Genomic DNA, 26,597 nt, shown 5'->3' on the forward strand with positions numbered 1-26,597 from the left:
GCATTGGATGCCATTAACTTTACGAATCATTTTTTTCATCCTGTTAGTGTTACCTGAGCGGGGAAATGCACTGGGATTACTCGATGCATGGGAATTGGCAGTACATAATGATCCACAATTTCGGGCCGCGGGTTATGAGCGGGATGCAGGGCAAGAGGAGGTTTCTTTAGGTTTATCTGGTTTATTACCCTCCTTGCAATACAGCTATGGGGCAAACACCAATTACTCCACAGTGAGTCAGGCTGATAACCGTAGTAACAGTAAGGTAAAACGGGATTACGATAGCTATGTCTCCATGCTGTCTTTGCGGCAACCATTAATTGATTACGGCGCCTATGCCCGCTATCGCCAAGGCATTGCGCGTAAGTTATTCGCAGATCAACGTTATCGGGATAAAAGTCAGGAATTGATCGTCCGGCTGTATCGGGCTTATAGCAGCGCCTTATTAGCTCAGGAAAAAACAGCCCTATTAAATGCCCAATTACGTGCTTATGAGGAACAGATCCAACTGAATCGTCGGTTATTGGTTGCCGGGGAGGGCACACAAACAGATATTGATGAAACGGCTGCACGCCTGACGTTGACTCAGGTACAACTTATTGAGCAACAAGATGTGTTGGATAGCCAGTTAACCGAACTGGAAAATATGATCGGTCGATCGGTTAATTTGGCAGAGTTACGGCCATTAACGTTGGACGCTTTGCCACAGAATATCAGCGATGACCGCACACTGGCGCAGTGGCGCGATCTGGCTATTCGCTATAATGCCCGTCTTGCCGGCCAGCGGGAGAATCTGGATGCCAAACATTATGAAATAGAAAACAGTCGTAGCGGTCATCTGCCGACCTTGCAACTGGTGGCCTCCTCCCGTAATTCTCGCTCTGAAGCGGAATATAATTATAACCAGAAATATGATACGCAAAACATTGGTATACAGTTGAATGTGCCTATTTATGCTGGGGGGAGTGTTTCCAGTGCGACTCGGCAGGCAACGGCACACTATCAACAGTCGCAGGCGGAACTCGATCAAGAAACCAGACAGGTATTGGCGGAGCTCAAACGCCAGTTCAATCTCACGAGTAGTGGTGCCGCCAAAATACGTGCGTGGCAAATGACGGTAGATTCAGCGCAAAAGGTACTGCTGGCTACCCGTCGCAGCGTATTGGGTGGTGAACGAATCAATCTGGATGTCTTATTGGCTGAGCAGCAACTGTATAACTCGCGGCGGGATTTGGCAGAAGCGAAATACAGTTGGCTCCAATCATGGCTAGAGCTACGCTACAACGCAGGGACTTTGCAAGAAAATGATATTCTGCAATTAGCTGCGTGGTTTGAGCCAGAGAAACGCTAAAACTGGTTGTCACTCCCAACCTCAGAGCAGACACTTCAAGCCTGAATGTTCCGAGATAACGTTTTTGCATCAATAAGCTCCTCTTCTATAGCGGCTTAGACATCAAGTTTACGGCCAGTCAGCCATTCCACCATTGCCGGGTCGCGATGCGAGAAGAACGCACTGATTGCGGTATCAAGAGCGGCTATCTGTAGCATGTATTCAGAACTGAGTTCAAAATCGAGAATGTTGCTATTCTCTTCCATACGCTCTTTTCGCACTGATTTTGCCAGCGAAATGATACCGCGTTGGAAGATCCAGCGCAGGACAACCTGACCCACGCTTTTGCCGTATTTCTCACCAATCGCAGTTAATACGGGATGCTGGAATAGCCCGTTTTTCCCTTCAGCAAAAGGTGCCCAGGCTTCAGGTTGAATCCCATGGCTTTGCATCCACGGTGCTGCATGCAGTTGCTGGTTGAAGGGGGTTAACTTCAATCTGGTTCACGGCGGGGGCGACTTTATTGAATGCAACAAGATCTGCAAGTCTGTCGGGATGAAAATTGCTCACGCCAATAGAGCGGATTTTTCCGGCCTGCTGTAGTTCTTCCATTGCCCGCCATGCACCATGGATATCACCGTAGGGCTGGTGATAAGGTACAGGTCAACATAGTCCAGTTGCAGGCGATTCAGTGAACGTTCGAACTGTGCTTTAGCCCCTTCATAATGGGTATCTGTCCGCTCCGTGCTGTGAGCTCAACGGGTCGACGTAACGCTATCCTTAAAGACGGGGGGCGGTGCCATGCTGAGGTGTGGACAAACACATATCGAAAGTGCCTCCCTATCTGTTCATATATCATTCAGAGCCCACACCAATTGTGTTAACGTTCGTAAAGGCGAAGACCCAATGCTGATGGATAAAGGGAACTAAACTATTTGGTATTAGTGGTTATCCCGCTGGATGCACGATTTATGCTTACGACCCGGCAATCAAGCAAGTATTCAGTTGTTCTACTATGAAGAAAGAATTCCTAAAACGGTTGTTTGAAGAGTCGCGAACAAAAAATTGATACCGTAATAAACGTGAGATATCCCTATGCCGATATTCTAGAAAGTAGCTGACTGGCCGCTACTGGGTGGCCAGTTGCCAGTTGCCAGTTGCTCACTGGGAGGAACGAATACCATTGATATAATAGAAAGATAATTTTCAATAGGAGCCAATACTATTGCCAGATAATTCTTAATCTAGAATCGTACTCGATTAACCATACAATATAAGAAGAGGTCAGAGTTCATTCACCTTTATAAGATATGTTATGCTGACCAGATTAACGCCACATAAAAATAAATTAAAATATTTGGTGAAGTAATTTAGTGAGTAGACAAGGGAAATGGAGATAAGAATGGATAAAAGCTATATTATCAATGGGAATGTCATATTCTATCCTGGCAGCGGTATAGTATCTTCACTATTAACAGGTAGTACAGTTAAACTTAATGCCCCTACGGCACAATTATTAGAGGCTTTTGTCTCCCGAGTGGGAATGACAATTTCACAAAGTGAACTTTATAATATTGCCTGGGGCGAAAAAGGTTCGAGTGTCACTCCTAACACGTTGTATCAAAATATCTCTTTATTACGAAAAGCACTCAAAGATGTTGGTGTTATCGGTGAGTCTGTAACAACTGTTAGAGGGAAAGGTTTTATTTTTACTATGTCAACAGTTATAGAAAATATGACTGATAACGAGATTGTGAAAAACATTAGTTTAGAGTGTAGCGATAACAAAACAAAAAAAAAGATGATTGTTGTATATTCAATAACGATGGGAGTTTGTTTCATACTAATTTTACTATATTTTTTTATAAAATCACAACCTGGTTATTTTGTTGCAAGAAAGTCTGATGGATTTTCCTTTAGTCATATAAATGAAAAATGTTTCATATATTATGATAATAGTAATGATATGAATTCAATCATCCCCGATATAGATGTTTTTTTAGAAGGCACTCTATCATCTTGCCAAGTTTACCCCTATCTTTATATCTCTCTGAGTGAACTTCACTCCACTATTTCACTAACATCGTGTAAAAATGAAATCATAAACAACAGTAAAAATGTATGTAAGACAGAGTTGTTTTATGATTTTGACTCACTAAATAGATAATGCTGCATTACCGTACGTCAGATAGTAATGTTGTATAACCAGATTGTTTTTTGAGCGATCAATACCTCTTCTAATGTATTCATCTAATTTTTCAGTATATCCCCACATTTTAAATAGATATAAATTAATTAAGGGAGCCAAGGTGTGAGTATTGTACTCATACATGGCTTTAGGTTATCAAGAGGATGGTAATAATGATATTTTTAATATTAATCAATATGTTACGTTTAAGTTTTGGATGGGCGTTAAGTAAGGTAGGCAACTAAAAAATTTAAGTTATCTATCTTAACTATATATAGTGTGCTAGTTAAGAATTAATTAAAACTGTTTTATTTTATTTTTTGCAGACATGAAGTAATAATCCCACCTCTTAAAAAACGAAGAGTGGAAGTTTAGTTATGTGCAAAAGGAATAAAGATATTATTAAGGATGGTAATTTAAGAACAAAAATTGCCACCATTGTGTGTTTCGCATTTTCAGTACTCTCTACTTCACCTCAAGCTGCGGCTGAAGATGGCACCATTACTTTTACGGGAGCAGTCTCGGCTGTTACTTGTGAAATAACGGGTGGAACAGAAGCAGGGAGTTCTGGGAGTAATGATTTTACCGTTCCTCTTAAAACTGTCAGTACTTCTGCATTATCAAGTATTGGTCAACGTGCGCAAGCAACTAAATTTTATATCGCACTAACAGGAGCAGAATGTACTGATGGCGCAAAAGCAAATGTGAATTTTGAAAGGGCCAGAGGCACGATTGACGATAGCACTGGCAATTTGAAAAATTCTGCTGTAGACGCTGCTGCTAATGTGCAAATTAGTATTCTAAATAAAGATACTACTCCTTTAAATTTATCGGTAGCAAATGATAAACATCAAGAACAAACTATTGCAGGTAACAGTGCTCGATTTGATTATTGGGCAGAATATGTAGCCACCGGTGTGGTGACTGCGGGTAATGTAGAATCAAGTCTTATTTATTCTATAGTTTATAACTAATTTTTGGGGGCTTGCTCTTTAAGAGCCAGTCCCCGATGATTATTTTTCCAATGGTTTTAGGATGTAGGAAATGAAGTTATTAAAAATACTTCTAATAGGTTTTTTTGCGTGTGGAGGATATTCGGCCTATGCCTCTATTCAAATTATGGCAACGCGAATAATTTTTGATGAAAAAAGTAAAGAACAAGTTATTAGAGTCAATAATATTGGGGATCTGCCCTCATTAGTCCAAGTGTGGTTAGAATCCGATAGGGATTCCATGGATTCTGGTGATGTGGAAAAAGAAGATTTGCCTTTTGTTATTAGCCCTCCAGTTTCGCGAATAAATGCGGGGAAAGGAAAGTCGTTTAGAGTTTTTAAAACAGAAGAAGCAAAAGCAAAGTTTCCCCGTGATAGAGAGACATTGCTCTGGGTAAATGTGCTTGATATACCCCCAGAGGTGGAAAACGATAATGCAAAAAATAAGCTAAACCTTGCATTTCGTACACGCTTAAAGTTCTTATATCGTCCGATAGGCTTATCTTCAGATCCAAGAGTTGCGGCAGAAAGTGTTAGTTGGGTGGCAAAAAGGACAGGTAAGGCGATTAATATCAAAGGTGAGAATAAGTCACCGTATCACATATCAATCGGTAAATTTGTAGTAACTGATGGCAGCAAGAAAATTGATTTAACGGGAGGGATGATCCTTCCTTATTCGAACTATGAATTTGATTTTAAGGTTACAGACCTTAGTAATCAGCCTATTAAGTTATTTTATAGTTATATTACTGATTTAGGTGCATTTGTAGAAAAGGAAATAATATTAGAATAATAAATTAAATATAAAATAACAATACAGGCGCTATGATTACAATGAAATTTTTCATTTTTGGTATTACCCTATGTTTTTTCCCACTACAGTCATTTGCTGTGGGGAAATATAATTCTATTCCACAGGGACAGGTTAAATTTAAGTCTGGCTTTATGAAGTTTTATGAGCATGGGATTAATTTAGAGGATTTTGATGGTGAAGATACAGTAAAAGCTGGAAAGTATTATGTAGAAATGAATTTAAACTCAAAAAATATTGAAAGTTTAAATGTAAACTTTATTGAAACAGATAAAGAACAAGGTGTTCAACCTTGTTTCACTCCGAAAGATATACTGGCTTTTGGTGTAAGACTGAGCATGCTCCCTCAGGACTGGCAAAGCAATGGTTGCATCTTAATTAACGATATTATCCCAGATGCAACAATAACTTTTGACGATGGCGATCAGAAGCTATATCTGACGATACCACAGGTCTATGTGGAGAGTATGCCTAATGGATATATTAGACCAGAGTTATGGGATGAGGGTGTCCCAGCATTAACCTTAGCTTATAGTTTGAATGCATCTAATTATAAAAACTCATCTGAATATAATGATCATAAAAAAAACAAACAATTCTATTATGGCAGCTTGAATACATCAGCAAAGCTAGGACCATGGCGATTTTATACTAATGGTATGGCAAATAGTAGTAGCGATGAAAGTGTAACGTGGAATAACCAATCTGCTTATATACAGAGATCATTCGCGGCCAATCAGTCACAATTTATCTTTGGAGATGTGAATACTACTGGGGCTATGTTTAATACCACGCCACTTCGAGGGGCCAGCCTATATACTGATGATCGCATGCTGCCAAATTCTATGCGGGGATATGCACCAGTAATCAGAGGGGTCGCCGACAGTAATGCCTTGGTCACCATCCGACAAAATGGCAATGTTATCCATGAAACAAATGTTCCCCCTGGCGAGTTTGTTATAAATGATTTAAATACAGCCGGTTATGGTGGGAATCTTGAAGTAACTATCAGAGAAGCAAGCGGAAATATAAGAGTACAAGTTGTGCCTTATTCTAGTATTCCTCAACTTTTACGTGAAGGATACTCAAGATACACGGCCACAGTAGGTGAGATAAGAAGCTCAAACCTTAGTGATCCACCCATGTTATTTGAGGGGAGCTATCAATATGGATTTAATAATTATATTACTGGCTATGGTGGTATACAGAAAACTATATCAACTGATTATTTTGCATTGCTTGGTGGGGTTGCATTTAATACACCAGTCGGTGCGTTAAGTTTTGATGCGACACGTTCTTCAACTTCAGTTAAAGCAGATGATGAATCGCAATGTGACTCTACATTTTGCAATATGAGTTTTAAAGTAAGCCTGGCGAAGGTCGTTGAACCAACAAAAACTAATTTTAGCTTAATGGCATATCGCTACTCAAGTAGTAATTATTTTACATTAATGGATGCGCTTAATACTGTTGAGGCCCAAAAGAGTGGCAAAGGTATTCGTACTGAAAATTATCGCGAAGTACTTGAAGCAAATATAAATCAAAATCTATCCCCTGGGTGGGGAAGCCTCTTTTTAACAACCTACTATGGTCGATACTGGCATAAAGATGTTAATGAGAAGAATACGTTAAACTACCAAGTTGGCTATGCAAACTCGGTAGGGTCCGTCAATTATAGCTTAGGTTTTAATCGGTTAAATAATCGCTATGGTAATGGTGAGAATACCTTACGTTTATCACTCAGCATTCCATTAGATACGGCTTCAAGTCATCGTAATAGGCCAAGATTAACGTCGACAATAAGTCATAATGATCGCGAGTCCCGATTAAAAACAGCGATTAGTGGTACTGTTGGCGAACATCAAGAATATAGCTATGGATCTTGGATCGATGGAACAAGCAATAGTGATCGCAATTTCGGCATTAACGGTGGATATAGTGGTAACACATCATTAATAAATCTTGGTTATAGCCAAGGTAGATCGAACTCTATGGCTTCAGTAAATTTAAGTAGTGGTATTGTCGTGCATGCCGGCGGAGTGAACCTATCGCATTCTATTAGCGATACCTTGGGTATTATTGAAGCCAAAGGTGCGACTGGAGCCAGTATTTATCCTTATACAAATGCACGGGTAGCTAAAAATGGATATGCTATTTTACCGTATTTGTCACCATTCCAATATAATGATATCTCTCTTAATGTAAAAGATATGCCAACTAATATAGAGATTGAAGAGGATAGAATTAAAATAGTGCCAACAGCAGGTGCTTCTGTATTAGTTAAGTTTGATACTAAAAATATTAATAACCAAATTCTTAAGATTAAGAATGAAGAAGGACACTATATCCCCTTTGGTGCCAACGCCTATAATGCTGCTGGTGATTCACTAGGTGTGGTTGGTCAAGGTGGGAATATCATTCTCTCGAGTGAGAAATCGCAGAGTATTACTATTGTTTGGAACAGTAAAGAAGGCATACAGAAATGCTTTATCAACTATATACCTGAACTCTATTCTGACTATGAAAACATAAAAATCGTCAACACTATTTGTCGTAATGAAAGTAGCTAACCTAATTGAGGTGAATGTTATATGTTAATTATTAGGATGTTAACCATTATTGCTTTATCGTTAGGTTGGATGAGTTCGAGTGTAATAGCTGCAACCTGTTCGGGAAATGTAGCAACGGTTGCTATGCCTCAATTGGTTCTTAACCCAGCAGAAAATGGAGCAATAGGTTCTGTTCTCGGATCGCGGCTTATTCCCGTTAATACATTAAATTATACCTGTGGGGGGGGGGTAAAAACCCGCCTAACGTCTACTTATACGCGCGGTAATTCTTTATCAGCTCTTCCTGATGTATACAGTACTGAAATTGGTGGTGTAGGAATCAGAATAAAATGGCCCGTTAGCCGTGATGCTGCTTATTTTCCAACGATTCAAGATTGTCAATCGCCTTGCACCATAAATAACGACAGTTTATTAATCGAATTTATTCAAACCGGAAAAATAACAGCAGGGGATATCCCCCAGGGTGAAATTGCAAAGGTTGTCCTTACTGCAGCTGAGGAGGCAAGCAATAGTCTAACATTATTATCTATAGTGTTAACAGCCAATACTTCAGTTGTTGTACGTTCCTGTATGATCGCAAATTCAAATTTAAATATTGATTTGGGAAATTATCCTCTTTCTGATTTCAATACAGGTAATAAACATGGAACTCCAATTCCATTTTCAATCTCAGTATATTGTCCACAGGCGTCTTCTGTAAAAATAGCATTTACCACTGTTGAACAACAACCTGTAACCTCCTCTAGAGGGGTTATCCAAAATACTATTCCCGTTGAAAATGGTGGTGCGAAAGGAATAGGGACAAGGATGTTAACTGGGAATGGGATTAATGCTCAACAGGTGGATGGTACAAAATCATCCGAAATTATATTTAACGTAGATGAACATAAAGATCTAAAATATTTTGCCCAAATATACATAGTGGATCCAAATAGGAAAAACATCACATCAGGAAATGTTGCTGGCCAAGTTTATTTCAATTTAACGATAGAGTAATATCATGTTTGGTATCGTCAGAATGGTTATTATTAATAGGATGTATTTAACAGGCTGCATTGTCGCGCCATTCGCATTTATGTGCGCACAGGTTAATGCTCAAATACAGCCACCACAATTAAATACTCAAGCATCAAACGCATCCAGAGAATTAGATAGACTGGAACGTAGCCGTACACGCTCAATGATTCAAGATGAAAAACGTAGAGAGAGCGAAATAAGACGTCAGAATAATATTCTCAATGAGCAGCATGAGGATAATCTTTTGAAGTCAAAATATACGTTTTTTATTCATCATATTAGTATTGAAAACGATGATATCTATGCCAATTCACCACAAAGGCAGAAGATTATTATGCAATTCTTAGATACTGAGATGGGACAAAAGGAGATAATGGAATTGGTTAAGGATTTGACCAATTTCTATGTTGGCAAGGGTTATGCGACAACGCTGGTGACTGTTCAACCGGGTAGTTTACGTGAGGGGGTACTTAAATTAGAGGTATTATGGGGGAAGATTTCAGGGTTTAGTGTCGAGGGGAATCCACCCACATTCTTTGAAAAAACCAGGCTGTTTAGTGCAATTCCTTTTGCCCAAGGGAATAAACTTAAAATGTCAGATATTGACCAAGGGTTGGATAACTTACTTCGAGTTTCAAGGACTGATAAATTACAAATTGTTCCATCGGATGACTTTGGCTACTCAACTTTAGATCTCAGTAATTCAAGTTATTTTCCTATTTCACTCTCTGTAGGGATGAATAACTTAGGCCGTGAAGATGATGGTTGGCATCAATACAATTCGACTTTGACCGTAAATAATTTTTCCGGATTTAATGACTCTTTATCTTTCTATTATGCTTACAATGATTTGTATGCCAAAACCGATAGTCAAAGTTCTTGGTCTATGAATTACAGTTTACCACTTGGCTATTGGTTGCTAGATGCTTCCTTATATCGTTCTGAATATGAGAAGGTTATTGGTGGATACTTTGGTGGCTATCATAGTGAAGGTACTTCCCAGCGGGCTTCTACTAAATTAAGCCGCGTTATTTTTCGAGACGCAGTGGGGAAGTTTAGTGCTTATACAAAGGTTGAAGGCCGCGATAATACTAATAAAATAGAAGATATAAAAATAGGTGTTAGTAGTAAAAAATACAGCAGTATTGCCCTTGGGGTAACTCGGGTTGGCACACTTTGGGGGGGCGGTTTATTTTGGGATCTGAGTTCGACTGCGGGTGTTCCCTGGTTTGGTGCAGCATGGAAAAATGAACCTGACCTAAAGGGGTTTGATCTAAACTACATAAAATATAATGGCATCATTAGCTGGTCTAAGTCATTGGCCCAATATGGTCCAGTGAGTTTATCATATGAAGTTAACTCAGGATTTCAATTTACAAAAGATATATTAGTGAGTGATGGTAAACAATCAATTGGTGATGAATATACCGTTCGTGGTTACAAAGAAAGTTCAGTGTCGGGACATAACGGTGGTTACATTTCCAATACAGTTCAGCTGCCGATTGCTATCAATAAATTGGGGATATGGCAGGTGTCGCCTTTTGCTGGCTATGATCTTGGTTTTATTAAAAACAACTGTACTGATGATATGGGTTCGTGCCCTGCAGAGTATTTAACTGGAGCTGCTCTTGGCCTTAAGGCTGTAGGTAGTCATTTCTCCACTTCATTAACATTGGGTTATCCTCTAACCAAACCATCAACATTAAGGAATTCTGATATTGATTCTAGAACACTAAGTTACAGGTTTGATTTACGATTCTAAATAAATAAGAAATTCCATCTTAATAAAGTTATATCCAGCAAACTGCAGGAGCTTTACGCATGAGCAAAAATAAAGGTAAGACCAATAATTCTGCATCATCTTTTATTGGGAAACTAACTCAAGAAAATTTACATAAAAAGTTGTGCCCTATTTATTTGGCATTGGTTGCAGTATTGCCCAGTTTGTCTTATGCAAACTTAGTTCCCGATACAAGTTCAAATGCGCCAACGATTTCAGAGTCAGCCAATGGAACACCGACAGTAAATATTATTAATCCAAACGGTAATGGGATTTCTCACAATAAGTTTGATGACTTTAATGTTGGCCCAGATGGTTTGATTTTTAATAACAGCATGCAGGATGGTGTTAGTAGTATCGGTGGTTATATAATTAAAAACGGTCAGCTACAACAAGAAGCTAGCGCTATCATTAGTGAAGTTACGGGTGCTAAGGGATCGTATTTGAATGGCACAATGGAAGTGTTTGGGAAAAAAGCTGACCTTATCATTGCAAATGAAAATGGCATTTCTGTGAATGGCGTATCAACCATTAATGCGAATAACTTAACTCTCAGTACAGGTCGAGTGGAATATGGTGAGAATGGTAATATTCAATTAAATGTTAATAAGGGTATGATTGCAGTAGAAGGACAGGGCCTATCTACTGAAGGATTAACCCACTTTGATATGATCAGCCGTACGGTAAAACTCGATGGTGAAGTCTCTGGGAGTGCCGACATTAAAGTTGTTGCGGGGCTAAATACTTACGACACACAAACGCGACAGCACCAGATTCGTAACTTATCGGCTGCAGATACCCCTAAAGTTGCTATTGATGGCAGTTCATTGGGTTCCATGTATGGGGGAAGAATACAGCTAATCAGTACCGAAAGCGGTGTTGGGGTTAGACATAAAGGTAGCTTAGTCGGTAATCAGACTGTTGAGATATCGGCCGATGGTGATTTAGCACTGACAGCAATTAGCAGCAAGTCAGGTGATGTTAATTTATCCGGCAACAATATCGATATTTCAGTTAATGAAGATACAGGCTTTGGTGGTGTTATTAGTAATGGCGATCTAATTATTAGAGCTTTATCTCAAGCTAAACTCAGTGCTGATGCAGTATCAAAAAATGGCAATATTAGAATTACTGCTGATTCATTGTTGCAAAATGCAGCACGTATTTTTGCAATGAGCGGTGATAGTGACAAAATAGATGTAACATCCATTTTCATTGATGTTAAGGGTGAATATAAAATAACAGGGACACTTTTCGCTCTTGATGCTTCAGGTAAAAAAATAGAGAATGCAATTATATCCCTTGTGGATGGTAATTATATTGTATCGATTAACGGCGAAACTATTGACTCCGCAACTATAAGTTCTGATGCTGCTATTAGCAGTCAGTCAGGAAATGTTATAGTTAATGCTAATTCATTTTTAAATCAAGGTGCGGGAGTTAATAGCCAGAAGGGGACGTTAAGCTTCACTATTAACGAACTATTTGACAATGATGGTGTTGTCAATGCGAGTGGTCCGCTGAGCATTGTCGCTAATGATTTACATAATAAAGGTGTTTTATATACTGAGCAAGACGCAAATCTTATTCTCGGATCTTTAATTAATAAAGGATTACTGCAAGCTGATAAAAACAATACCATTAAGTCAAATAGTATTAATAATAGTGGGAGAATTGTCTCAGCTGCCTCAATGTTAGATGTTTCCATTGTCAATGGAAGTGCCATTAATAGTGGTGTATTGTCCGGTAAAAATGTTGCTATTCGCCAGGTTAGTGATGGCGGTTTATTGGAAAATACCGGGGTAATTAACTCAGAAGAATCTATTGATATAACAACAGAAAGTGTTTTCAATAGTGGCGATATCACAGCAGCTAAAGATTTATCACTAAATATCAGTAAGGAGGTTAATAATCAAAATGGGGGTAGTATACTCTCAGGTGCTAATCTAAAAATAAATAACAGTGGGGTGCATGCAGTTAATATAAATAATAATAACAGTTTAATTCAAGGTGGTGCTATTGAAATTAGTAACGCTAACACTATTACAAATAGTAATAATGCAAAACTAATTTCAGAAAGCTCACTTAAGCTTGATGACATTAAAGAGTTAAATAACAAAGGTAATTCGTCACTCATTCAAGCGAACGATATTATATTAACGAATATTGATAGCATTAAAAATACTGATGAAGCAAAAATACTCGCGGCTGACCAGTTGTCAATTAGCCATTCGTCAGAATTAATTAATCAGAACTCATCTATACTCGCCTCTGGTGATATTAATTTGAGTAATATAGAAACGATAAAAAATGTAGATGGATTTATTAATGCAGATGGAACTGTAAGCATAAATAATAGTACTAATCTATTTAATACAGGAACTGGGACCACCCAATATTCTGGTTCAGGGATAGTCGCGAATAATATTGATATTCATTCTGTTGCCAATGTGGAAAATTCCGGTGGAAGTTATATTTCAGCATTGGGAGAATGGTTAAAACTAGAACTTATTAATAGTGTTATAAACGATAAGAGTAGTGTTATAACATCAGATAATGGCCTAATGATATCTAATATAGATAATCTAAATAACAAAGGTGTTATTTACTCTGGTGCTGATATGTCTCTAACTAATATTGGGGTTTTATCCAATATAGGTGATGGGACGGGAAATGTCGGTGTTATTAATGCGGGTAGAAATTTATACGTCAGTTATGTCAGTAGTTTTATTAATTCCATTGCGGCAATTATTAATTCTGATGGTGACGCCACCTTCAAAAACATCAATAAACTAGATAATATTAATGCGATAATTCAGGCGTCAGGGATATTGTCCGTAGAGGCTAATACTATTGTAAACAGTAGTGATAAAGGGTCATCTGCTGGTGACGCTATCATTATTGGTGTTGGTGGGCTTACCGTGGAGTCAGACTCTATTTCTAACCTGAATGGAGCGACCTTATTTTCTGATGCTGATATTTCTATTAGATCAAAAAATGTAAATAACAGTGGCTCTAATATCAGTGGTAATAATATTGATATTCAAGCTGATAACTTAAATAACAGTGTTGGTTATATTTATTCGGCTAAAAATTTATTAATTAAGCTAGCTGAATCTTTGAATAATTTATCTGGTGACATTTTTAGCGATAATAACCTCTCTTTAATTCTCTCTAAAGATTATCGCTACAATGATGATAGTGGTGATATTAATGCTAGAGGTGAACTCTCTATTAAGACTACGGGTTCTATCATTATTGACCGCATTCTGGAAAGTGCTGCAAGCATACTACTTAATGCAGATGAGAACATTAAAATTTCAAGTAATCAATCTATTTTGAGTCTTAAGGATGTCATTCTTAAGGCAATTAATATTACTAATAGTAGTGGAGCTTTGATTTTCTCCTCGCAAGATATTATTATTGATGCAGAGAAAGGTAAGTTTCTAAATGAAGAAAATGCTAATGTTCTTAGTATGGGTAAAATTGATATTGTTGCAGAGAATATAAAGAATGATGGTGGTAATATTCGTTCTCAAGGCGATATGGCATTAGATGCTAAAATTATTGATAATATTAGTAAGTATGATAATCCTGGATGGGTTACAGGCCCTGCACAAAATGCTGAAGGTTCACATGAATGGAAGCAAGGCTTTATAAGCCTGGTATATTATAACGCAAAACTCTCAGGTTCAATTCCAACGTGGATTGGTGATTTTAAATTAACTAAAATGGCCGAAATCTCATCCGGCGGTAATTTAAACATTAATCAAAAGAACATTTATAGTACTAAAACGTTAAATAATACAGGTGGCATTATTCAATCAAGTAAGGATATGATAATATCTGGAACTGTTAATAATGCACCAGAATATAATGAAATGTCATTTTACTATTATTTGACGGAGACGCTGAGTACCCCGATTGAGCTGGAGGTATATAGAAAAGTGATAGGTGGCGATTCTGGCTATGCTCAGTTTAATACGCTATATCAATTGCTGGACTTTTATTTCGGTGATGGAAGTCCGGAATCTGTCTCAGGGAAGGGATCATATATATATGATACTCAGTCCAACAGTTTTAATAGCTTAAAAGAAATGGCCAAACAGAGTGAACAATTAAACAGTGTTATGAAAAGATTGTTCGGCGATGCGTGGTTATCTGATAGCCAAGAGAAGCTATCACAAGATTGGGCCAGGGTAACGGGCTCCAATAATGCTTCTTTGAAAGATTTAAAAGATTATGGTTTGTCGGATAATAACGGTGGGATTATCGCAGGCGGTAATCTGACTCACAATGGTGGAGCATTTAACAATGGATTATTCGGTGCGAAACTTGAAGGTGAAAAAATAACAGTTGCCATCGGTGATAAGGAGGTTGTGGTAACTCAAAATCCTTATGAAATTAATATTGGGTTGAAAACAATTGCCGAACTGACGAAAGGATTAAGTACCACAAAAACCTATACCGAACTCGCTAAAATTCAGGGGTTATTTGTTTCTAACCAGAAATGGAAAGATGTTGATTTCACTGCCAAGGTCGGAGATGGTGCCAGTAACCCTATTTATCCGTTTTATGAAACTCGAACTGAGATGATTGATCAGAGCCTTTTCTTTGGTTCGCAATATTTCTTTGACCAAATTGGCTATATACCAGAAACACCTGTTTTGGTTGTGGGCGATAATTATTTTATTAGTGAAGTTATTCGCCGCCAATTAAATGAGTCTGTAGGGACATTTTTCAGTGTGCGCGATGGTGTTGATGGCACCGAGTTGGTTGAGAAATTAATGTCCAATGCTGCAACTGTGAATGGAGTAGAAGATTTTACCGTCGGTAAAGCTCTAACTGATGAGCAGATTGCCGTACTGGATAAAGATATTGTTTGGTTTGTGACAGAAAATATCGATGGTCATGATGTACTCACACCTAAAATTTATTTCGCAACAACTACGTTAGAACAATTAGAAAGTGGCCGCTATGATGGTTCCGCCATAGTCCACGCTGGCGGTAATATGGATGTTGATGCATCCTCCTTTAATAATGTTAATGGCCAGATCAGTGCCGGTGGCAATATTAATATTCAATCAGAAGGCAATATTAATAATAGTAGTGTGGGCATGAATGGTGGTATCACTTCAGGTGGAGATTTATCATTGGTCTCCAGTGGTGGTTCTATAACTAACAGTGGCGCTGCTCTTAGTGCCGGTAATGATCTCACTTTACAGGCAGATAATGGTTCAATTGAGCTTACTGCCAGCCAAGGCGCTAATGTTTCCGGTAATCAAGAACTTCATTATTATAATGATGGTGTCACCGCCGGTGGTAGCATTGACATGAGTGCCAAAGATATCACAGTTAATGCTGTTGATATTGCTGCGGAAAAAGATATCAGCCTGACTTCAACTGAAGGTGATGTCACCTTCAATAATATGTATGAGGTTGAGGGGAATTATGAATACAGCCATAAATCTACGGGGATACTAAGTCACGAATCGACAGAAACTGTCAGCTCAAGTGCTACGAGTGTTGATAGTTCGGTCAACGCCGGCGGCAAGTTTACCGTTAATTCCGCGAATGATATTGTTCTCAAAGGTGGTGAATATAATGCCCAATCGGGTGAATTGAAGGCTGTTGGCGATGTAGACATCCAAACATCACAAGATTACAGCTATTCTGAAACCACGGTTGAACGCACTGATCTAAAATTTGGTGCAGGCGCGAGTGGTTTTGGGCAATCGGCAGGTTATGATATTAGCGGTCTGGATGGGGAAAGTAGTAGTACCAGCACCGGTGAGCATAATAATCTTGGGTCGGATATCACCAATGCCGGGTCCAAGCCTGGTCGTGCTCCAACATCTTCCTCTGGTAATTTCCAAGCCGGGTTAGAAACCGTCACGACGGTTGATACTGAGCAAACGACGACAAATAATAATGCTTCACTTAACTTTACCGATTCTATGACATTAGAAGCGGGAAACACGGTTGATATCGGCGGTGGTAATTTTAGCACTGAAGGTGCGTTGACTATTGTTGCCGATGAAGTCAAGTCTACAAAATATGAAGATGAAGTGATAACAACGAGTGAGGAAACCGTTTCGTTTTATGGCGTAAAGGGCGAGGCTCATAGTTCAGTGGCTGATGCTGCTGATAAAGTCGGTAATTTGGTTGAAAAGGGCAATGACGGGCAAGAAATTGATGCCGGTTTAACGGCGGCAGAAGTGGCAGGTAGTGCTTCTAACCTTATGTTTAATGATTTGCTTGGCGGCTCAGTCTCAGTTGGATTCGATACCACGACGACCAGTAGTTCATCGACGACTAAAAGTGAAAACATCACTAATATAAATGCTGGCAATGTATCAATTACCAGTAATGGCGATACCACGTTAAAAGGTGTCGAATTATCGGCAGAAAGTGTAGAGATCACTACTGGCGGTGATTTGAATATTTTAGCCGCCGAGTCCTCAACTGAGAGTTGGTCGCAAAAAGATACCCACTCAGCGGGCGTCAGTGCCGGGGCTTCCGCCGCGCCTACAGGGGCTGGCGCGGGAGTTTCTGTTGATTACCATGGCAGCAGTTCAACCTCAACTGGCTCAAGCCACACATATACTAACTCCAACCTTAATAGCAGTGATATTAGCATTAACACTGGGGGAGATATGACTTTAGCTGGCGGTAATATTCAGTCAGAAACCGCAAACCTTAATATTACTGGCGATCTGAATGTGCAGAGCGTGCAAGATACGGTCAATAACCAGACTAATAGTAATGAGTGGGGTGGATCAGTCGGGGTTGCTGTTTCAACCAATGGAGGACTTATCCCAACATTGGCTGGGAACTACGGCCAAGGTGGCGAACATTATGATTCGAAGACTACAGGGACCCAGACCGGTATTAATACCACTGGTGAGCTGAATATCTCTACAGGAGGGGACCTCAATCTTACTGGCGCGCACATTGTTTCTGATTCCAAAACCGGTACTGTAGATGTTGCAGGCAATATTAACGCAGTCGAGCTATCAGATACTATTGATCAAGATGGTGCTTACGGTGGTGGCGGTGGTGGTATTTCTAAAACAGGCTTACCGACAGTCAATGGCTATTACAACACTGTGGAAAAAGTGGAATATCAGGAAGATCAAAAAGCGACCATCGATGTTGGTAATATTAAAGGAAATGTACAAGGTGAACTGAATACTGATGGTGAAACACTTTCTCAAGTAAATGTTGATAAAGTTACAGCATCAAATAGTATTTCATTTACTGCTGGCGGTTTATCGAGTTCAAATAAACCGGCAAAAAATGGCAATACATCAAAACCACCGAAAACCGCGCCGGTGAAAACTGACAAACCGACACCACCGAAACCGACTCCGGTGGAAACTGACAAACCGACACCACCGAAACCGACTCCGGTAGAAACTGACAAACCGACACCACCGAAACCGACTCCGGTGGAAACGGACAAACCAACACCACCGAAACCGACTCCGGTGGAAACGGACAAACCAACACCACCGAAGCCCACTCCGGTGGAAACTGACAAACCGACACCACCGAAACCGACTCCGGTGGAAACTGACAAACCGACACCACCGAAACCGACTCCGGTGGAAACTGACAAACCGACACCACCGAAACCGACTCCGGTGGAAACTGACAAACCGACACCACCGAAACCCGCTCCGGTGGAAACTGACAAACCGACACCACCAAAGAATCGACCATCAAAACCAGTGAAAGGTGAGGAGAAGCCAAATCATATGAGCCCTAGTTATCCAGGTTCTAAACTAGGTGGTGATTTCAAAGGTCATTTACCAAAAGATGATAAAAACTCTTCTCGATGGATCAAAAAAACTGCCACAGGATATGAGCCAGTATCATACCCTAAGCCATCCGAGATTCGGCAGTCTACACCGCCGTCTAAAGCGCCAGTTTCTTCGGGTAAGCCGCCTGCAGAAAGCAATCCAAATCATATGAGCCCAAGTTACCCAGGCTCGAAACAGGATGGTAGTTTTGTTGGTAGTTTACCTAAAGATGATGGTACATCGTCAGGTTGGATCAAACACCCGACAATATCAGTGCCAACGGATTCGTCCAAACGATAGCCTAGACTAGGTCTATCGAGATAATACTAACAACAGGCTGCCATTACTTTGCAGCCTGTAATTTAACAATAGGATCTATTTATCCAATTCTTTCTACCGATGCTGAGTTTTAAAGGTGATATAACATGATGGAGATGATTCGGTATAATAAGGCTGTTATAAAAGCCGAACAAATTGTACCTACTTAATTATAATGGAATTTAGGATCATCTTTACGAGATAAAAATAGAATGTTTATGAAAAATATACTCTCCATCTGCATTAAAAAAAATTTGAAGATTTCTATTTTGATTTTTATCATAATCTCTATTTGTTTGTTTCTCTTTTTAAGAGGCAGTAATGATGAAAAAGAGAGAGGATTAAATGTAATAAAATGTAATGCTGAAGTCATCATTCACAGTAATGTACCTGGTATGGTTGCCAATGTTAACATTGATTTTTCAGTCAATTCTACTAATGGTATTGTTTCTATTGATGGTAAGCTTTATAAGGATCATAAGAGTATAGGGGTGATTAGTCGCAGGATTATTTTTTACGTCTACTCGATTAATGATATACTCTTATTAAGGTCAGTAAATAATTGGGCTAGCGAGGTAAATAGTATTGATGATACTTTGATTAATGAAATCATGATCCATGAGTTCTACACCACACCAAATAGAAAAATGCAAATTACGTTCTCGAAAAAAGAGGAGGGCTATTATGGGATATCTACAAAAAGCATTCCATTTATATATTGCTCGCCACGGTAGACTTGCTGATGAGTACAATTGTTGATGGTTTTAATTTTTACAAACAGTTCTTACTTTAGATAGCACATGTCATTTAACTGCTATATTGCTCGAGTCGTTATGGTATGTAATATTTAAAATTGTGATGAGAATCCTGGCTCGTCGTTCTTCAACCCTGGAAACGAAATGTAAGTTCAAGTTGCATTTCATCTGTCGCTACTCATTCTGTTTACTGTGAAAAAAGTAGTCTTAGCAGAGAGGTACTGCACAATACTCTCAATGGGTCGTATCTTACTTAATCTGATATTGTCAATTCGAGTCAGATTAACCTTTGTGACGAACTGCTAACCCTTGGTAGATTTGCCATCGCAATGTTCTCTTTTATTGATTATTATTGCTGACTATCTATAATAAATTTTTGATACGTATCATTGGAAATAATTGGCATGAGTAAATGTTATACTATAAATGATAATATTACATTTTACCCTGAAAGTGGTATCCTCTCATCCTCTTTGGGTGGCGCTCGCATTAAGATCAACGTGCCAACAGCACAATTACTAGAGGCGTTTGTTAATAGAGTTGGTTTGATAATATCGCAAAGTGATTTGTATTCAATTGCTTGGGGTGATAATGGTGTGAATGTCACACCGAACACACTGTATCAAAATATTTCATTATTACGTAAAGCATTGCAAGATATCGGGTTGTCTGGTGAAGCCATCACGACTGTAAGAGGAAAAGGGTTTATCTTTACGGTCACTAAAGTTGCAGAATGCGAAGTCGATATTGACCCTGAAGATGAAGTTGATGAAATTATTATCGAGAATATTGTCCCTCAGCAGCAAGATGAGAAATTAGTAACCAAAAATAAATATAAAATATATAATATAGTATTACTATTCGCATCTGTGTTGATTTTCTTTGGCGCTGTGTTTTATTTTATCCATAAAAGTATTCCTAAGCGTATAATCGATTATCCTAAAAACTTCACATTTTTATCAAAAATTGATGGGTGCAGTATATTCACCAGCACTGAATTACATAACTTGGAAAGTCAGGAGAAAGTTAATACGTTTCTAAGTGGCCAATCATTAGAGTGTAATACTTACCCTTATATTTACTTAAACTATACAATAAGACACCCTACAATATCAGTCATTTCTTGTGAGTTTGAAGTTAATTATAGTAAGAAGAATAATTGTAGAACTGAAATATTCGTCAATCATGGTGGTTTTAATGAAATTAAATACTAAATACATACTACTGATTTTCATATCAGTCATCATGATTGTTTCCGCTATTGCTTATGCTTATTTTTTAGCGGATAACAACAATAAAAAACTAAATTGCCATGGTGTGCATTATACGTATAGTAAAAATTTTAACATCAAGTCCAATGTTGAAATAAATCTATATAGCAAAAATGGTTATATGATAATAAATGGAATTGTTACTAATAATAACATACCCTATCAATTAACCAGGAAGACACTATTTAATATCTCTGATATTGATAATAAAACCATTCTGACTTTTACTGGCGTTGAGATTAGTCTTTCAGACGAAGTGAGCCGAACTGACCTTGAGCAGATGCTACCTAGTTTTATGTCTCAAGTAGGTAGTAATCTCTTAATTTCTATTTATAGAATTAACAATAATAATTATATTATTGAGTCTAATGGTGTGGCAAGTTTTCTGTGTAATAAGGATTAGTTTATTGGGTGTTCTGCTTAAACGTCGGCATGATTTTTGACTATTTTAAATAGCGATATTTAAGCAGCTTTTTACTATACCCTATATCTTTATTATTTCTTTTTAAGGTTATATTCATTATTCTGAATATTAACCAAGTCTTAACTGGGCTAAATTTCGCTCAACTAAAACCCATCTTCCTCCCGCAGTTGTAGTGAAATTTCCATACAAGAAAATCACATAATTACTCTTTATTTCAATATGTTATGGTGCACACGTGACACTTTGACATAGGCTTCTTTGTATAATTTCATTAATTAATTTTTATTAAGACCTTATGATTTATATTATTTTTTAGCTTATGTTTTAATTGCTGCTCTAATTTTTTAACTCAAGTAAAGAGTACATTTTTATGCGCTGCATGATAACTATATCTGACCACAATAATTTTTTTTCGTATGGGTTGTATCATTTATTTAAGAGCCACCTTAAAGTTTGTTTATTGGTTAAGACTACGAGCCTTGACAATGAAACTGATGATGGCTTTATCGCTATATCCTTTTGTGAGAATGTCAGCGTTACTCTTAAAATTAGAGACAAAAAACATATGGCAAAAGAACTGGCTTCGGAAGTTGTAATTTTTAGGAATGACAGCATTAATCAATTAAGCCGTAAAGTTGAATGTATAATCGCCAATATGCTAAAGCATGGTCACGGGCATGATGTTATCTATAATGATCGTGGGGTGATTAAATTAACGTCAACTCAAATAAAAATTTGTAAATTTTTTTATGATGGGATTACCACTAAGACTGCTTCTCTTTTGCTGAATCTAAGTGAGAAAACCATTAGCACTCACAAACGAAATGTTATGAGGAAGATAAATGTTATTAATAATCAAGGGCTATACCTCTGGATTGAAAAGAATAAGAATCACTATTTTTAAATAGACGTAAAAACAAATTAATTTAAAATAATAAGGTTTTGCTTTGATGAACGATGTTGCTCTTGTGAATAAAATTTATTTCATATTGAAAATAATACTGTCTATCGTGTTCGTCTATTCCGTTTCATTTCTACTGCTAAAATTTAGATATGATAAAAGTGATGTTATTAATTGTAATGCGAATCTGACCATTCATAGAGAAGAATTGGGACTAATGACAAAACTTATGGTCGAATTTTCTATGAATAATAAAAATGGAATTGTCTATATTGATGGCGTGGTTTATAAAAATAATGAGAAAGTAGGCACGATAAGTCGTAGAACCTTTTTTGATGTAACAGCGATTAATGATGATTTGTTATTAACATCGAAGAGAAACTGGGTGACTGAAACTAATAATGTGAATGAATCTTTATTTTCAGATCTGATGCTATCGAGGTTTTATTTAGTTGATGATCATCCCATGGCTGCTTTCTTCACTAAAAATCGTAACGGAAGTTATTATATTTCGACTAAAACAATGCCCTATGTGTACTGCTCTAAGGTTTTAAGAGATCGCTAGAGTTTAGCTTTTTAGAAATAGTGGTCTATTAGCATACTGAGGATATCATTGCTGGTCAGCCTCCTGTAAGTAACCCGTCAACGCCAACCACTCATTCCGGCATACTGATTATGTCCTCTGGAGGAGACAGCCATGTGCAAGCTCCATTATCTGTTAATGGTCTTTATGCAGTCTATTGGGGTTAGGGAACCTGAAAAGATGTCGGCCACAACGCTGGGCTATCTCAGGTAACTGACTTCAACACATAATCCCAATTGGTGGATTTAGCTGTCATGTTTCAAACATATTCGGACTGATATTCTGCATTGTCTGTGTTGAACAATACATTTAAGAGTGAAGTTAAATATATTTAAAATCAATATGTTACATATTTATTTTTATTGAAAGTAAACCTGAAGAGTCTTAACTCCACCTTAATTAGACTAAATCATTAATTTTTTAGCTCTCTCTAGGACACACTCAAATCCTTAATCAACGTGTCATTAGAGGAATAAATACATGCGTACAACACTTTTAACTTTATCACCTGCCGCTTTGTTATTGCTGGCTTCGGCTGGAACGGCCCTGGCAGCAGACTCTGGGCGTAATGCTATGATAACGATAGAGGCTAGCATCGTAACTGCAACCTGTGATGTCTCGGTCACTGACCGATTGAATTTGAATAACCACACAGCAGCCGTTTTCACTGCCCCTAATACTTTTATTGATAAGACGGCACAAAATTTTGATGTGAGACTTATGAATTGTGGGACACCGTCGGCTGAGAATGATACTGCGAGCTTGCTTATTTCGGGTACCACATTGAGTGGTGGCGAGAGCAATATCTTTAACAGCGATAATAGTTCTAATGTTGGTGTCATGATCAAACATAACGGTACAGGCAAGATCCTACAAAGTGGAGAGTCTATTCTTGTCGGAACTGCGGGTGACCCGCCGGGAGCTGGAGATTTTGAAAAATCGATTTCTTTAAGTGCTGCGTTAGCTACCACTAATATATCCGCCATCGAAAATACAACGATTAGTGCACCAATTACATTTAGTTTTGTTTATAAATAACCATTTCTGATGGCAGGTGATGATAACTCCCTGCCATCAGGCAAGAGGAGTTTGAGTAATGAAATTTTTATTTCGCACGCTGTCTTTGATATTCGTTGGTTTGACTGCCACTCAAACCGTTCAGGCTGGCGGATTTGGTATTAGTGCCACTCGGCTGATTTACCCACAGGGTGCATCGAGTGTTTCACTCACTTTGCGCAATACGCAACCAGATGCTCCTTATTTGGTACAGACCACAGTCAGCGCTTCTATTGATGGGAAAGGAGTCGCCCCTTTTTTGGTCACTCCTCCGTTATTTCGCCTCGAACCAAATAGTAGCAACCAAATTCGGATTTCTGCTAATGGTGGGGCTTTGCCCAGTGATCGTGAATCGGTTTTCTATATTAATGCTCGGGCTATACCCAGTAGCGTTGCAGGAACAGGAGAAGATCAGCAACAAAGCGTTGGTGGTGAAGTAAAACTGGGCGTTGCGAACGTCATCAAGCTATTTTATCGCCCTGCTGGATTAGCCCCGACTGTCGCCAATGCCCATAAGAACCTACAAATTACCCGAGTGAAAGAGGGATTACAGGTTAATAACGCCTCCCCCTATTTTATTAACTTTGCTGGCATCAGTTTTGCCGGAGAGGCGCTATCTTTGGCGCGCGCCGAAGCCAGTATGATTGCCCCTTTCAGTAGCCATATCTTCCCGACCAAAGTTAAACAAGGGGAGGTCCGCTGGCGGGTGATCAACGATCTTGGAGGTATTGATGCCTTTACTAAAGTGGTGCCGTAATGCGGGTTCTGCGAGCCTTTTCATCTGTGTAGTCGCTCTGCCGGTACAAGCTACTGAAATAGTGGATTTCCGTGCCACCATTGTTCCTGGAACTTGCGAAATTAAGCTAGATCAAGAGTTTTTGGATTTGGGGAGCGTCCAAACAAGCGCGTTGTTATCGGGAGCCGTGGCTGCATCCAATACTTTCTCTCTGAAAGTACAAAATTGTAGCGGGACGGCACCTGGTAGTCAAAAACCTGTTATTCAGGTCACTGGCAATGGTGATGGCAGTGGCAGCAAATGGCTGTTTCGTGACGCTGACTCAGACGCTCAAGGGGTTGGTGTGCTGCTAACTCAAAACATGAATACCGTTCGCCATGATGACAAGCTGCAATTTCAAGGAATAGTCCCGCCAGCCACCGGTGCCGCTATGGCATTTTCCGCAGGGGTATCCTGTATTGATTCGGGGGGCTGTAATCCAACCACCGGTAAACTCATTGCTCGAGTTACCTTCAATTTTCTTTACGATTAAGAGCGCATTATGATTCGAACCCTTCGTTTGCGAGACTTGCAACTTATCAGTGGCTTACTTCTTAGCCTCTGGGGAAATATCGTTTTTGCTGCTGATGGCGGAATAAGCCTTGGACAAACGCGGGTCGTATTTAATGAAACTGATCGGGCGCGCACTGTTCTGGTTAAGAATGATGGCGATAAAACTTATTTAATTCAGTCTCTGGTTCAACTGGGTCCAGATAATAAACAAGCAGCACCATTTATCGTGACACCACCATTATTTCGGCTGGAGCCTAATAGCCGTAATTTGCTGCGTATTATACGCCAGAATAAAGGAACATTATCGCAGCAACATGAATCGGTATTTTATTTATCTGTTCTGGCGATTCCTGCTCAAGCCTCCGAGCTGACAGAGCAGGCCCAGCTATCAATGGGAATTCGTTTTTTGATTAAGCTGTTCTATCGGCCCGATGGGTTGAATATGACCCCGGAAGACGCTTACTGCAAATTACAATTTACCCAAGTCGCTGAGGGTATCCTTGTAGAAAATCCTACACCCTATTTTTTAACGCTGGGGCAATTGAATATTAATCATCGCGCCGTTAGTTTCGAGCAGCACCCGGCAATGATTGCCCCTCACAGTAATCAAATTTATCCAGCTATTTCACCGTTGGCAATGGCTGACTGGCGAGTGATTACCGATTACGGGATCCTCTCGTCGAAATGCGAATATTCACCGCCATAATTTCTGGAGAGTAAATGAAAAGTTTCTGGACTCGCCTGTCATTAATAATGATTGGGAGCTTACTGATGCTGAACAGTTTATCGGTGAGCGCAAATCAGGCTGAACTTAAAGGTATTTCCTTTTATGTGATGCGGGTTATTTACCCGGAAAAAGCCAGTCAGGGTGTTGCATTAACCGTCTATAACAAAAGTGATCAGCCTTTTTTAATGCAATCTTGGATTCGGAGTATGGATCCTCAAACTGGCAGCGTTGCACCGCAGAGCAAAGTCGTTACTCCGATGCCTTTTATTGTCACTCCGCCGCTGCAACGACTGGAGCCTAATAGTGATTTGACCTTGCGTATTCGGCGTACCGGAGGGGAGTTAGCACAGGATCGGGAATCAGTATTTTATATTGCTACCAAGGCTATCCCATCTACACCTGCGAATATGGCGCAAAACGGCGGTCAATTAACGTTAGCTGTTGTCAGTAATCTTAAACTATTTTACCGCCCGTCCAGCCTGCCGGACAGTGGGGTGGCAGGTGCTGCCTCACAATTACGCTTCCATCTGGAAGGTAATACGCTGGTTGCTGAAAACCCAACGCCGTTTTGGTTGACATTTTCTCGGTTAAAAGTTGGTAACTATTTGTTTGATAATGCGGCTATGCGCCTGATGGTTCCACCAAAAGGGCAGCAACGCTATAACTTGCCTGCGGGTACAAAGGGGCCAGTTGAGTGGCAATTGCTTGATGAGACAGCATGGAATACGCCATTAGAACAACAAAAATCACTTACTGGCTCATCTCGATATTGATATCCAGT

General features: G+C 39.1%; 18 protein-coding genes and 1 pseudogene. 18 read left to right on the plus strand and 1 reads right to left on the minus strand.

The features are described 5' to 3' along the window. The first annotated feature begins 7 nt into the window (after positions 1-7). Positions 8-1,351, plus strand: a complete 1,344-nt coding sequence (locus Q2T71_RS04735; RefSeq protein ID WP_372558283.1) for a TolC family outer membrane protein — start codon at positions 8-10, stop codon at positions 1,349-1,351. A 95-nt stretch (positions 1,352-1,446) separates the two neighbouring features. Here Q2T71_RS04735 and Q2T71_RS04740 read toward each other — a convergent pair. Then, positions 1,447-2,064, minus strand: a pseudogene (locus tag Q2T71_RS04740) (aldo/keto reductase); the annotation flags it as partial. A gap of 668 nt (positions 2,065-2,732) precedes the next feature. On the opposite strand from Q2T71_RS04740, the gene Q2T71_RS04745 reads away from it, so the two are divergent. From Q2T71_RS04745 to Q2T71_RS04825, 17 genes are all read left to right on the plus strand, one after another. Then, on the plus strand, positions 2,733-3,497 hold the full coding sequence (locus Q2T71_RS04745) for a transcriptional regulator (protein ID WP_372558284.1): 765 nt from the start codon (positions 2,733-2,735) through the stop codon (positions 3,495-3,497). Between the two features lie 398 nt (positions 3,498-3,895). Next, positions 3,896-4,492 (plus strand): fimbrial protein, encoded by a 597-nt coding sequence (locus Q2T71_RS04750; RefSeq protein ID WP_372558285.1) that lies wholly within the window; start codon positions 3,896-3,898, stop codon positions 4,490-4,492. Positions 4,493-4,562: 70 nt separating this feature from the next. After that, positions 4,563-5,303: a molecular chaperone gene (locus Q2T71_RS04755; RefSeq protein WP_372558286.1), complete on the plus strand. Its 741-nt coding sequence runs from the start codon at positions 4,563-4,565 to the stop codon at positions 5,301-5,303. A 41-nt stretch (positions 5,304-5,344) separates the two neighbouring features. Further along, positions 5,345-7,891: a fimbria/pilus outer membrane usher protein gene (locus tag Q2T71_RS04760; protein ID WP_372558287.1), complete on the plus strand. Its 2,547-nt coding sequence runs from the start codon at positions 5,345-5,347 to the stop codon at positions 7,889-7,891. Between the two features lie 21 nt (positions 7,892-7,912). Beyond that, positions 7,913-8,887 carry a fimbrial protein gene (locus Q2T71_RS04765; protein ID WP_372558288.1) on the plus strand — a complete coding sequence of 325 codons (975 nt, stop codon included), beginning with the start codon at positions 7,913-7,915 and terminating at the stop codon, positions 8,885-8,887. A 4-nt stretch (positions 8,888-8,891) separates the two neighbouring features. Continuing rightward, on the plus strand, positions 8,892-10,670 hold the full coding sequence (locus tag Q2T71_RS04770) for a ShlB/FhaC/HecB family hemolysin secretion/activation protein (protein ID WP_372558289.1): 1,779 nt from the start codon (positions 8,892-8,894) through the stop codon (positions 10,668-10,670). Between the two features lie 59 nt (positions 10,671-10,729). After that, a complete protein-coding gene (locus Q2T71_RS04775; RefSeq protein ID WP_372558290.1) occupies positions 10,730-18,793 on the plus strand; it encodes a hemagglutinin repeat-containing protein in 8,064 nt (2,687 codons plus the stop codon). A gap of 236 nt (positions 18,794-19,029) precedes the next feature. Then, positions 19,030-19,545, plus strand: coding sequence for a hypothetical protein (locus Q2T71_RS04780; protein WP_372558291.1), 516 nt, complete (start codon positions 19,030-19,032; stop codon positions 19,543-19,545). Positions 19,546-19,970: 425 nt separating this feature from the next. Then, on the plus strand, positions 19,971-20,780 hold the full coding sequence (locus Q2T71_RS04785) for a transcriptional regulator (RefSeq protein WP_372558292.1): 810 nt from the start codon (positions 19,971-19,973) through the stop codon (positions 20,778-20,780). Next, entirely contained in the window at positions 20,764-21,240 is a 477-nt protein-coding gene (locus Q2T71_RS04790; protein ID WP_372558293.1) for a hypothetical protein, read from the plus strand. Before Q2T71_RS04785 ends, Q2T71_RS04790 begins: the two co-directional genes overlap by 17 nt. 481 nt (positions 21,241-21,721) lie before the next feature. Beyond that, positions 21,722-22,165: a helix-turn-helix transcriptional regulator gene (locus Q2T71_RS04795; protein WP_193784704.1), complete on the plus strand. Its 444-nt coding sequence runs from the start codon at positions 21,722-21,724 to the stop codon at positions 22,163-22,165. A 214-nt stretch (positions 22,166-22,379) separates the two neighbouring features. Then, positions 22,380-22,727 (plus strand): hypothetical protein, encoded by a 348-nt coding sequence (locus Q2T71_RS04800; RefSeq protein WP_372558294.1) that lies wholly within the window; start codon positions 22,380-22,382, stop codon positions 22,725-22,727. A gap of 498 nt (positions 22,728-23,225) precedes the next feature. Next, positions 23,226-23,783 carry a hypothetical protein gene (locus tag Q2T71_RS04805; protein WP_372558295.1) on the plus strand — a complete coding sequence of 186 codons (558 nt, stop codon included), beginning with the start codon at positions 23,226-23,228 and terminating at the stop codon, positions 23,781-23,783. Positions 23,784-23,841: 58 nt separating this feature from the next. Beyond that, on the plus strand, positions 23,842-24,558 hold the full coding sequence (locus Q2T71_RS04810; protein WP_372558296.1) for a molecular chaperone: 717 nt from the start codon (positions 23,842-23,844) through the stop codon (positions 24,556-24,558). Beyond that, positions 24,533-25,069 carry a fimbrial protein gene (locus Q2T71_RS04815; protein WP_372558297.1) on the plus strand — a complete coding sequence of 179 codons (537 nt, stop codon included), beginning with the start codon at positions 24,533-24,535 and terminating at the stop codon, positions 25,067-25,069. The genes Q2T71_RS04810 and Q2T71_RS04815 overlap by 26 nt, the downstream gene beginning before the upstream one ends. Positions 25,070-25,078: 9 nt before the next feature. Further along, on the plus strand, positions 25,079-25,795 hold the full coding sequence (locus Q2T71_RS04820; protein WP_372558298.1) for a molecular chaperone: 717 nt from the start codon (positions 25,079-25,081) through the stop codon (positions 25,793-25,795). Positions 25,796-25,809: 14 nt separating this feature from the next. Beyond that, on the plus strand, positions 25,810-26,589 hold the full coding sequence (locus Q2T71_RS04825; RefSeq protein WP_372558299.1) for a molecular chaperone: 780 nt from the start codon (positions 25,810-25,812) through the stop codon (positions 26,587-26,589). The last annotated feature ends 8 nt before the right edge of the window (positions 26,590-26,597 follow it).

The organism is Yersinia sp. 1652 StPb PI, from assembly GCF_041538345.1.
GTDB lineage: Bacteria > Pseudomonadota > Gammaproteobacteria > Enterobacterales > Enterobacteriaceae > Yersinia > Yersinia enterocolitica_E.